This window comes from Flectobacillus sp. BAB-3569 (assembly GCF_002270355.1).
Taxonomy (GTDB): Bacteria; Bacteroidota; Bacteroidia; order Cytophagales; family Spirosomataceae; genus Flectobacillus; species Flectobacillus roseus.
Genome location: NZ_NJFZ01000003.1, coordinates 102,897 through 114,914 on the forward strand (window position 1 = coordinate 102,897; position 12,018 = coordinate 114,914).

The window sequence follows — 12,018 nt, forward strand, 5'->3', positions numbered from 1 at the left end:
GTTCCTACTTTAAGGTAAGTAAAAAGGATGCTTTCTGGTCTAGGACAATACCAGAAAGCAAATTTAAGAGAGTCACTTTAAAGCACCAAATCTATTGGAATTTCATGCGCTGAATCCTAATAGCGTTCAAAATAGCCAACAACGCCACACCTACATCCGCAAAAACCGCTTCCCACATCGTGGCAAGTCCTCCTGCACCCAATATAAGTACAAAGGCTTTTACCACAAAGGCCATCGTGATATTTTGCCATACAATACGTTTGGTTTCTTTTCCGATGATAATAGCAGTAGCTATTTTGGAAGGTTTATCATCTTGAATCACAATATCTGCGGTTTCGATAGTAGCATCGCTGCCCAAGCCACCCATCGCAATTCCTGCATCGCTTAGGGCAATTACGGGAGCATCGTTTACACCATCTCCGACAAATGCCACCCTTTCATGCTGTGTCTTTATGGCTTTTACCTGATTGACTTTATCTTCTGGTAACAAGTCTCCAAATGCCTTCGAAATACCGATTTGTTGGGCAACATATTGTACCACTGTATTTTTGTCGCCACTCAACATGGTTGTTTTTACGCCCAACTTATGGAGTTGTTGTATTGCCATAGAAGCATCAGATTTGATGCTATCTGCAATAGTAATATAGCCTACAAACTGACCAGCATAGGCAATTGCGAGTACGGTATAAACTATTTGAGATGGGTCAATATCATAAGTAATTCCCTTTTTTTCTAATAATTTAAAATTGCCAATAAGAATTTCTTCCCCTTCTATTGTTGCGCTGAGACCGTACCCTGCAATTTCTTCTATATTTTGGATATCGATACTATAATCAATTGGGCCAACATATTCATGGATTGCTGTGGCTACAGGATGCGTACTTTTACTTTCCAAAGCATTTACTATTTGTAAAAGTTGATTTTTATCAAAGTTATCTTTTATAATGACTTCCTGCACTTTGAAAACTCCTTCGGTGAGCGTGCCCGTTTTGTCCATTACAACATGTTGAATAGTGGCTATTACATCCAAGAAATTACTTCCTTTAAACAAAATACCATTTTTGAGGCAGCCCCAATACCACCAAAATACCCTAGTGGAATAGATATGACCAAAGCACAAGGACAAGAAATAACCAAGAAAATCAATGCTCGATATAGCCATTCTTGAAAATGATATTCAGACACCAATAGATAGGGTAGAAGCGTAATCGCTACTGCTAAACCAACTACAATTGGAGTATAAATATTAGCGAATTTTCTAATAAAAAGTTCTGTAGGCGCTTTTTGTTTGGTAGCATTTTGAACTAAATCCAAAATTTTACTCAATTTACTATCCTGATATGCTGTAGTAACTTTTACCAAAGCAATCGAGTTTAGATTGAGCATTCCAGCCAATACGAGTTCACCTTTTCTCTTGGTATCGGGTTTGCTTTCGCCCGTTAATGCAGAGGTGTTGAAAGTGGCAGTTTCAGAGATTAGCTCGCCATCTAGGGCTAATTTTTCGCCTGCTTTTAATTGGATGATTTCTCCTACTGAAACAGTAATGGCTTGTTTGACAATAGGCTGATTATCTACCAAAATGGTCACCGTGTCGGGACGCTGGTCGAGGAGGCTTTTGATGTTGGATTTAGCTCTTTTTACTGCTATAGACTGAAAACTTTCGCCAACAGCATAAAACAGCATTACTGCCACTCCTTCAGGGTATTCGCCAATGCCAAAAGCACCGATTGTAGCAATACTCATCAAGAGAAATTCAGAGAAAATGTCTTTTTTTAACATACTTTCCCACGCTTCTTTAATAACTGGTAAGCCCACTGGAATATAGGCTACGAAGTATAAAGTCATACGTACCCAACCCGTAAACCAAGTTGGTTGAATCCAATGGTCAAGCACTAACCCAATGGCTAATAGAACGAAGGAAATAATGGCGGGTAGAAAAGAAACGTCTCCATCATGCGAGTGACCCGCATGGTCATGCTCATGCTCGTGATGTTGATGCTTATGTGTATCGTGTTCGTCGTCATGGCAACAGGTATGACTATGTGACGTATGTGTATGTTGAGTCATGAGATTTAGAATTTATAGAAACAGAAAAATGCAATAACGATGCAGCTAAATGCATTGATTTTGAGCATTATAAAAGCAAACGTTATGCACAAATGTAGACCTAAAACTCATGCAACAGGGAATCAAAAAGGAAGAATATTTTGAGTAAATTCAAAATTTAGCAATGAAAAAACTTTTCTTATTTTGAATTTTAAAAGTATGCTTATGATCTACCTGTACATCAAAAAAGCGGTCGGAAAATATTTTTCGACCGCTTTTTTGATGCTATTATGTTATGTCTGACTTGGTTTAAGTTGCAAAGCATTAAGTCTCTACGGCTAGAATACAAGGTTTAAAGAATCACTCATGCACTCAATCAAAAATCACTCAATTATGGGGAAATCTAAAAAATAAACTCATCAGCAATGGATACCTCCTTGAAAAATTGAGGATTTTGTTCCATTTGCGTTTCTCTTTTTACCTGAATACCTGTCAAGTCAAAAACTCTTTCAAGGCGTTCTCCTGATTTTAGAAATTTCAATAATTGTGTCGTGTAAACCCCATTGCGACCGTATCCATTTTTAGCTTTGTTTCCCCAGTCGGTTGCCATAGCGAGATATACGTTACCCGCATTAAATCTGTTGAGTTGAATAGGGCTAAAGACATTGGCATCCTTCCACGCTCTTTCGGTTTCAATATTGGCTCTAGCTTGAATCTGAAATGGGTCATTTCTACAGGCGTCTAATACGATTAGATTATGTTTGGCGCCACCTGTTTTTAGTCTTCTAAACAAAAAATCAATATTGTAAGCAAAATCATCTAAATCTTCAGGGCGCTTAAGTTGTGCATCTACAGGAATAATATATTTTTTGCCAGCAATTTCCATTCCGTGACCTGCGTAGAAAAAAGTGGCCATTTCAGCGCCAGTAATTTTTTCTTGAAAAACTTTAATAGCTTGTTTGACATTTTGCAAATTTGCGTCAACCAAAATCTTTACCTCAAAACCCAAAGCTGTCAATGCTTTACCCAAATCCTGAACATCATTTTTAGGGTTTTCTCCCAAACTACCGCCATAATTGTAGGTGCCATTTCCAATCAATAAAGCAATACGTCGTCCTTTAGTAGGCATAGGCGTGTTGGTAAGATAGGAATTAGAACTCATCACTTGGTTTGTTACAACAGGCAGTGGCGTTACTGGCATCGCGCTTGCAGGTGTAGTTTGTTTATTGCTAGTGGTTTTTTTGGTAATATTAACTGCATGAACAGGACTAATGCCCTGAATCGAGATATTTTGTGCCTCTGAGTCATATTTTCCTAGCATGAGCAGGAATAAAACTTGTAAACAAATCAGTATTCTCATGAGATAAGGATGATTTAGAATAATGCTAAAAATAAACTGGAAGTAAGGTAATGTTTAATAGGCGACGACATCAAAATGAGTAAATATAGCTCACATCTGTTATCAGATAAATACGGTATCCTATTTCTGTTTTCCTATGGCTGATAGGTAAATTTAGTGTTCGGTATAACAAATACGAAATCCAATAAAACATGACCTAAAATCGGGTGTATGATAGTCGCGGCTTGAGGTCAATGTTTCTTTGGGTGACGACTCCCAACTTCCTCCTCTCACTATTTTACTATGTCCTTTTGCTGGTCCCAGAGGGTTGTCTTTTTGGTTCTGATTGTAGTAATTTGTCAAATACCAATCTGAGCACCATTCTGCTACATTGCCTGTGAGGTCATGTACTCCCAAATCATTAGGCGTATAAGAACCAACAGGTGCGGTAAATACAAATCCATCTTGGTAACCCCAAAAAATCCTATCGCTACTTTTTGTCCATTTCAATACTGATGCAGTGTTTTCGTCTGCAAGGTTGCTCACTCGGATATTAAAGGGCTGATAATTTCCCCAGCTAAATTTTGTGTGTTTATCGGCGTTTCCTGCCACATATTCCCACTCAGCTTCGGTTGGTAGTCGGTATGTTTTTCCAGTAGCATTCTTCAGCCAATTACAATATGCTTGAGCATCGTTCCAGCTTACATGTACTACTGGGTGATTGTCTTCCATGTCAGACCGAGGACTTCCTGATGGGTCAAATCTCCAATTGACGCCTTTTTTGGTTTCCCATCTTTCACCATTAAATATGTAGCTACCGCCCTTTTTTTCAGCATCGGTTTTATAACCAGTCGCATTTACAAATGCGCGAAAGTCGCTAACGGTTACTTCAAATTTGCTAATATAAAAGTTGTTGATTTTTACGTACCGAATAGGTTTCTCATCTTCTTTACCTTGAAGATTACCCATGGGAAATAAGCCTCCTTTGACTAGCAACATGGAGGTATTGATACTTTGAGGAAGGTTGGTACCGTAGACCCTTACTTTTAATTGACCCGAAAGGTTTTCTAGGTGAGTAAGTGGTAGCCAAACAATACGTTTGCCTTTACCTGTTTCTACAACTCCGAGATCGCCATTACATGCATGCAATGGTACACTTTTCCATAGGGAGTTATTGATACTGTACTGGAGAGATATATTTTGTGCCCCACCATCTACAAGATCATAATCTACAACTACTTGGTCATTATCGATCTTATAATCAACATGTTGGATACTTTGGGCACTGGCATACATCGAACCAAACAGTAATAAGGCTGTAATAAGTTTCATGTATTAAAGTTAGATGCTACAAGTGTGGTTAAAGCTATTTTAATCAATATGGAAAGGCGCTATGTGCCTAAATACATCACTTTTGTGTCAAAATAGAGTAGCAGAGGAGTTAATAAGCTCGGATTTACTGTCATAAAAATTAATGGTTAAACTACTTTTAAATAGGAAGTCAATTTCGATAGCATTGTTATCCTTTAGGCTGTAAGCAGTGGGTATTAGGCAAAAAATGTATTCATGCTTTTCTTAGAAATACTTTTGCGTGCATATTGCTTCGTGCGGGTTACCTAACTGACTTAGTTTTGAAAAATCTGACTTTTTTGAAGCTAACACAGCTTTTTATTAAGAATATATTATTAAGTAATCGTGCAAAATAAGATTTAAGTTTTGTGTTTTAGGGACAAGGCAACAGGCACAAGGCAAAGAGTGTTAAAATATTTTTAACGACCACGGACATGCATTTTTGCCATAGCCCATCGCCAAAAGCCGATACCTGAAAGCTTAAAGCACAATCTTAAACTTTATTTTGCCTACTAACTTAATAACGTCTCACTACTTAAATAAAATTAGGGTAGATTATGTGGCGGAAATCTACATTTCTTTTTCTACGCCTAGTCCAAACAAAGCAAAATCGTACTTGACAGGGTCATTTTTGTCGAGCATTCTTAAGTTTTCGGTAAGCTCTAATGCCGTCAGCCAATCTGTACTTTGGCGCTGTATCAAGCCTAATTTTCGTGCCACGCGGTCGACATGCACATCGCATGGACAGATAAGTTGGGCAGGTTGGATACGATTCCAAATACCAAAGTCAACACCATTATCATCTTGGCGAACCATCCATCTCAAAAACATATTAATTCTTTTACAAGTAGATTTTCGTAATGGCGTTGCAATGTGTTTCTGGGTTCTTTGCGGATAGTCTTCCAAACTAAAAAATAGCTGATGAAAGCCAATCAGTGCATTTTCTGTTGTTTGGTCATTCTCGTGCAAAAATCGTGCAAAAGCATCTTCAAGAGAGTCATATTTTGCATAATATTCTTTAAACCATTCGATAAAATAGAGAGTGTCGGTAGAATTGAAGGTTCGATGCTTGAAATTGAGGAAACGTTTTAGGTCAGAAGATTGATGTTGGGTGATAAATTGATGTGGTGCTCCGTCCATCAAAGTAATCAGTTCATTACATTTATTGATGATGGTTTTTCGTTGTCCCCAAGCAAGAATGGAGGCCCAAAATCCCATAATTTCAATATCTTGTTTTAGACTAAAAGCGTGAGGAATACAGATAGGATCGTTGGGTATAAAATTGGGTTGGTTAAACTCTTGGAATTTTTCTTCCAAGAGTTCTATCACAAATGAGTTCATTCTGAGGAAATAGTAATTAAGTTAGTGGGCAAAATAGAATTTAAGATTGTTCTTTGGGCTTTCAGTTATCAGCTTTCAGCTTTCGGCGGAGGGCTTAGTAAAACTTAGTAAAAAGTATGGATGTGGTTATTAAAAACCATTTTACACTCTTTGCCTTGTGCCTGTTGCCTAAACACATACCTCAAATCTAATTCTGCACGATTACTTAAGTTAGTAGGCAAAATAAAATTCAGCTTTGGGGCTTAATGCCTAAAGCTTACAGCCTATAGCGTATTAATGCAATTTTGTTTTACATTAATACTTAAGCGCTTGCTATTTTTTGATTTTTGATGCTATAAAAGCAATGAATTTTGATGGGATGGAGAAAATCCAAACCAGTACAGTATATAAAAAAGCAAAAGTAGCAATAGCTGGGAAAGCTAATGTATAGAGGATATTAAAAATGATTCCTCCAGTTGTCAGTGGTCTTTTTTGTCTTGGCATAATATAAAAACAAACAAGGGATAGTTACTTCCGTAAATATCCCTTGCTCGAATTAAGGAGTCATATAATTAATTTCTGCTTTGATTCGTTTGTCAACGGGATTGAGTTTTTCAAAAGCCCGAGGCGATAATTTGATCACCACTTTGTCGGTACCAAGGTCTGGTAGTCGGCCAATAACTTTTACCCAAATACTTTGTCCATTAGCAACGTTTTTTACGTTGACTAAAGTTCCCACTGGAGCTGTACGATGCAAAGCTAGATATTTTCCTGATTTGTCTTCTACATCAATAAGCTCAGCCAAGCCTGTTTCAATAGTTTTCTTATATCCTGATTGCGAGCGACTTACTTCAGATGAGAGTTTCACGTCTGATTCAGAGGTACTTACTGGCGTCGTCGGTTGAGGGTTAGTCGGAGAAGTTGGATAATTGGGCTGAACGTCTACTTTTTGAATAAAATTTCGTGCTTCTGTATTGTTTCTTTTGCTAGCTTCTGTGGGGTCGATAATGAGTACTTGACCCACTTCCAAATTATCAGAAGAAAGGCTATTCCACTTACGAACATCTGCTACAGCGATGTGATATTTTGATGCAATTCCATAGAGACTTTGGCCTGGCTCCACAAGGTGTGTAACCATTTTAGGACCGCCAGTATTACTTGGGCTGGTTTGTTGTGGTGGCGTTGTTGGATATTGCGGTGCTGGATCAACCTTACGAGGGGGTACTGATGCAGCAGGAGAACCTCCAAGGTTACGTAGAGTTCTGTTGTATGGGATTTTTAGAATGTCCCCTACTTTAATACCGTCTGGTGCACCAGGGTTTGCAGCCTTATATTCTGGCACATTGCTACCAAATCTTTTTACGATTGAGAACAAAGTTTGCTTAGGGTCCACTTTGTATTTAACAAAAGTTTTGTCTCCTTCTCTAATCAATCCCAAAGAATCTTTTACTACCTCTTTGGCTTCGGCAACAACAGTTGAACCTGTCAAAACCAAGCAGGTAAATGTTAATTCACTTAAGGATTTTTTAATTGAGCTCATAACCGTGTAATTGGCTTTTGTTCTTAACATATAGTAAAATTTCTGGTTTAACAGTGAAGGTGCCGAGACCTAATCCCTCTGATTCAGTAAGTAATTCGTTGAGCAATACTTCTTTACGATTGTTCACCACTAGAAGGTAATTCCAGAGTCTATTTTCTTGGTAAAGATAGTAAGAAATAATAATCTTGTCTTTATATTCTAAATAATCTACCCCTTTTTGAATATCAACATTTAATAAACGGTAAAGGAATCGATGAATTGCTGGAAAATACTCGTTTTGCTCAGTATAATGGACTGGTTGCAAATAACGATAGGGATGGCTGGAAAAATTATCTGATACTTGGGGTATATGCCCTGATAGTTCGCCGGTTTGTATGTTTAAATAATGTTTCTGGGTAACTTGAGGTTTGGTCTCCTCCGAAAACTCAATGATTTCTACTAGGTCATCGTTTAGTTTTCCAAGACTTTGCCACCATGTATTGATCGGGCTGGATTGCTTCCAAATCAATGCTGCATTGACTAAATCTATGCAGATGAGCTCCACTTTTCGAAGTGTTTCATTTCTTAGCTCTGCAACTAAATGGTGCTCACTAAGTTGGATATTCCAGATTTTTTCTTGAAATGTAAATGCAAATAGTTTTTTCACAAACAAGTAATTGATTAACGAAGAAAAAAGGTTTTAGGTATAAATAATATACCTCTAATTTTTGGCGAGACAGTGTCTGTATTGGCTTTTTTGACAAATACTCAAGATTTGAAATACGACCATCTGCCGACAAAATTAAGACTTTAGCGATAAAGTACTTTATTTATCAATACCCTTTCCTTAAATTTAAAGCCCTGATTGAAAAACGATTTTAAACATCTAGAATATCAGCTAATAATCAATTCTGATGCCAAAAACGTATATGATGATTACCTTTGAATAAATCTTGTTTTAAATAATACTTTTGTAAGTCGAGAAGGACTTTTTAAGTAACAACAAATAAGGCAAACTCTTGTTTAATTACGGAGAGAAATGTAAAATTAAGATCATTTTATTGAAAACTAATGATATGAAAATTCTTGGAATAATTCCTGCACGATATGCTTCTACTCGATTTCCTGCCAAACCCTTGGTAGATATTGGAGGGAAATCAATGATTCAACGTGTATATGAGCAAGCAAGTTCAGCAGAGGTATTGTCAAAAGTGGTAGTGGCTACAGACGATGAGCGTATTTTTGAGCACGTTCAGGCGTTTGGTGGGGCAGTAGTAATGACCTCAACGGAGCATCCTAGTGGTACAGACCGTTGTTTTGAAGCCTTGCAAAAGGTAGAAGCAGAGTTTGAAGAAGTGTTTGATTATGTGATTAATATACAAGGTGATGAACCTTTTATTCAACCTAAGCAAATTGAAATTTTAGCTGGTTGTTTGGATGGAAATACAGAGTTGGCAACTTTGATTAAAAAAATTGAAGATCAAGTAACTTTATTTAATATCAATACACCCAAAGTGATTTTCAATGAATTGGATGAGGCTATTTACTTTTCACGCCAAACGATTCCGCATTTGCGTGGAATAGAGCCAAGTGAATGGCTCAATGTTCATGATTTCTACAAGCATATCGGAATTTATGCGTACCGAAGTGATATTTTAGGCAAAATTACCTCACTTCCGATGGCTGTTCTCGAAAAAGCAGAATCGTTGGAGCAATTGAGATGGCTAGCACATGGATACAAAATAAAGGTTGCCATTACCCCATACGATAGTTTTGGAATAGATGTACCTGCGGATTTAAAAGAGGCAGTGGAAAGACTTAAGAAATAATTTACTTCAGGTTATCAATAATGTTTTGATAACCTTTTTTATGCTCCAATGTTCTCCATCTATCAGGTGGTGTCTTGTGACAATTCATTTCGCAAAGCAAATTTTAGATTAACTTCAAATAACAGACAACAATGAAAAAACTATTTTACCTAATTACCTTTTGCCTTACGAGCTGGGCTGGTATAGCTCAAAAAACACAAAACAACGAAGCGTTTGCACATACATTTTCGATAGTAGCCCGAGACCCTCAAACGGGTGATATGGCGGTTGGCGTTCAAAGCCATTGGTTTAGTGTAGGAACAACGGTGTCGTGGGCCGAAGCAGGTGTTGGAGCTATTGCAACACAAAGTTTTGTTAATAAGTCTTTCGGAATAAGAGGTTTAACTTTGTTGAAATCTGGTAAAACAGCTCAAGAAACACTTGATATTCTTTTATCTGACGATGCTGGAAAAGAAGTTCGTCAGGTTGGAATTGTCGATAAAAACGGAAATGTGGCTGTACATACTGGCAAGAATTGTGTAGATTTTGCAGGTCATGTAAAGGGGACTCAGTTTTCAGTACAAAGTAATATGATGCTTACAGATAAAGTACCTGCTTCCATGGCAAAAGCTTTTGAGGCAAGTGCTAATTTACCGCTTGCCGAAAGAGTTTTAAAAGCAATGGAAGCGGCTCAGGCAGTAGGAGGTGATATTCGTGGAAAACAATCTGCTGCCTTATTGGTCGTAAATGCTACTGACACAGGAAAACCTTGGGATGATAATCATAAGGTCGATTTGAGGGTTGATGACCACGCTTTGCCACTAGTAGAATTAGCTCGATTATTGAAAGTACAACGAGCCTACGAGCATATGAATGAGGGAGATTTGGCAGTGGAAAAAAACGATATGAAAAAAGCGATGGAGGAATATGGCGCCGCTATGAAAATGTTTCCAAATAACTTAGAAATGCAATATTGGACAGCAATTGCTTTGGCGAATAGCCATCAAATTGCGAAAGCAACTGCCATGTTGAAAAAGATTTACGCAAAAGATACTAACTGGCTGGAAATGACCAAGAGACTACCCAAAGTAGGATTATTGACTGTTTCAGAAAAGGAATATCAACAGCTTTTACAGCGTTAGTTTTGTCCGAATACTCAATTTTATATACTAATCTTTACTACTTATCCTTTATAGAAGTGGAGTTGTTGAAATCCTTATTTAAACATCACTCCACGCTCTCAGCTTTTGTACATTTTTAATTTTATTGCTTAAATATCTTACTTTTATGAAAACTAAATTCTTATTTATTGCGCTCGTATTTGCTTTAGTATCTACAGTTAGTTACCGCTCGAATGCCCAATTATACAAGTCGGCGCTGGGTCTGCGTTTGGGTGCTGCCAATGGGATCACTTTCAAGACTTTTGTAAACAAAAATGCAGCATTTGAGGCAATTGGTACTTTCCGTTATCGTGGATTTGGCCTTACTGGCTTGTACGAGGTGCATGGAAGAGCCTTTAATTCTAGAGATTTTAACTGGTTTATTGGTGGTGGTGGTCACGTTTACACATGGGGTGACGACAGACCAAGTTGGTTGACTGGCGACAAACGTACCGTGTTGGGACTAGATGGTATTTTGGGGTTGGAAGGTAAAGTAAGAACAATTCCTTTGGCGATAAGTTTAGACTGGAAACCGACCGTCAACATTATCAATTATTCTGGATTTTGGGGCGATGAGTTTGCTTTATCTTTCAGATATACGTTCTAAAATAATTGAGGAATAATTTCATTGTAATTCCTCTTCAATGTTTTTTTGAAGTGCTTTGATTTTTTTAATCACGTCTTCACATGTTGAAATAATAAACATTCTATTTCTTTTGATTCTCCATAAATCAAGAAGTAGAATGTTTTTTTCTTTTTGTCCTAAAATAATAGGATACCTAATTCCTGAAAGCTTGCCCTCGGCATCTAAAATCAAATTACTCGAGAAATAATCATTGAATTTGTTGTAATATACTTGATGAAACTGTAGCTCTGAATAGTCCTCTTCTAGCTTTCGGATAGAGTTGAAGTCATTTTCATAAAGTGAGAGAATCTGTAATCGTAGAGAATCATTCTCAATAATTTCTAAGCCCTTTGATTTGAGTGTTTGGTATCCAGAAGAATTTTGAATAGAAATAAAATTTCTGAACAATCTAAAGTGATATTGCCTGATAGAGTCGCTGGATACTGGCTGATTCAGTATCACTTTTTGGAAATAACTGGCTGCTTGAATTCCCTGCTGATGCCCTTCCATATTGAGCATAATATCTTTGACGTCTTGTTTGAGTCCATTATTGATTTCTGATAAAATCTTGATTTCTACATATTTATCTTTTCGAGTTTCATTCCAGCTGTCGAGTGCGAAGGCTGCAAAAACACCAATGAAGATAGATAAAAACTCAAATCCAAATTTTTTGATAGCGTCAATAGATATAATTTTTTTCATAAAATGATTTGATTCAGAGCATGATTGTAGGTATTAGTTTCGAATATTACGAGATATATCACTTATAAACAACAAGAGACATCTCGAATTTTTAAAATTCAGGATGTCTCTTATTGTTTATAAATATGCTACTTTACTGTTCTACTAGC

General features: G+C 37.2%; 9 protein-coding genes and 1 pseudogene. 3 read left to right on the forward strand and 7 right to left on the reverse strand.

Annotation, left to right across the window (positions count from 1 at the left end; all coding sequences use genetic code 11):
• Window positions 1-91: 91 nt before the first annotated feature.
• The 6 genes and pseudogenes from BWI92_RS01250 to BWI92_RS01275 form a co-directional block, all read right to left on the reverse strand.
• A pseudogene (locus BWI92_RS01250) lies at window positions 92-2,067 on the reverse strand (heavy metal translocating P-type ATPase).
• 382 nt (window positions 2,068-2,449) lie between these two features.
• A complete protein-coding gene (locus tag BWI92_RS01255; RefSeq protein WP_095160309.1) occupies window positions 2,450-3,406 on the reverse strand; it encodes a caspase family protein in 957 nt (318 codons plus the stop codon).
• A 153-nt stretch (window positions 3,407-3,559) separates the two neighbouring features.
• Entirely contained in the window at window positions 3,560-4,717 is a 1,158-nt protein-coding gene (locus BWI92_RS01260) for a formylglycine-generating enzyme family protein (RefSeq protein ID WP_095160310.1), read from the reverse strand.
• A gap of 588 nt (window positions 4,718-5,305) precedes the next feature.
• Entirely contained in the window at window positions 5,306-6,076 is a 771-nt protein-coding gene (locus BWI92_RS01265; RefSeq protein WP_095160311.1) for a TIGR02757 family protein, read from the reverse strand.
• Between the two features lie 535 nt (window positions 6,077-6,611).
• A complete protein-coding gene (locus BWI92_RS01270; RefSeq protein ID WP_095160312.1) occupies window positions 6,612-7,625 on the reverse strand; it encodes a LysM peptidoglycan-binding domain-containing protein in 1,014 nt (337 codons plus the stop codon).
• Complete coding sequence (locus BWI92_RS01275; RefSeq protein WP_166579346.1) at window positions 7,582-8,241, reverse strand: DUF4905 domain-containing protein; 660 nt, start codon at window positions 8,239-8,241, stop codon at window positions 7,582-7,584. The genes BWI92_RS01270 and BWI92_RS01275 overlap by 44 nt, the downstream gene beginning before the upstream one ends.
• 409 nt (window positions 8,242-8,650) lie before the next feature.
• On the opposite strand from BWI92_RS01275, the gene kdsB reads away from it, so the two are divergent.
• From kdsB to BWI92_RS01290, 3 genes are all read left to right on the forward strand, one after another.
• Window positions 8,651-9,403, forward strand: coding sequence for a 3-deoxy-manno-octulosonate cytidylyltransferase (kdsB, locus tag BWI92_RS01280; protein WP_095160314.1), 753 nt, complete (start codon window positions 8,651-8,653; stop codon window positions 9,401-9,403).
• 131 nt (window positions 9,404-9,534) lie between these two features.
• Complete coding sequence (locus tag BWI92_RS01285) at window positions 9,535-10,524, forward strand: DUF1028 domain-containing protein (protein ID WP_095160315.1); 990 nt, start codon at window positions 9,535-9,537, stop codon at window positions 10,522-10,524.
• A gap of 145 nt (window positions 10,525-10,669) precedes the next feature.
• Complete coding sequence (locus tag BWI92_RS01290; protein WP_205749673.1) at window positions 10,670-11,149, forward strand: hypothetical protein; 480 nt, start codon at window positions 10,670-10,672, stop codon at window positions 11,147-11,149.
• An 18-nt stretch (window positions 11,150-11,167) separates the two neighbouring features.
• On the opposite strand, the gene BWI92_RS01295 is transcribed toward BWI92_RS01290, so the two are convergent.
• Window positions 11,168-11,869, reverse strand: coding sequence for a hypothetical protein (locus BWI92_RS01295; protein WP_095160316.1), 702 nt, complete (start codon window positions 11,867-11,869; stop codon window positions 11,168-11,170).
• Window positions 11,870-12,018 lie beyond the last annotated feature (149 nt).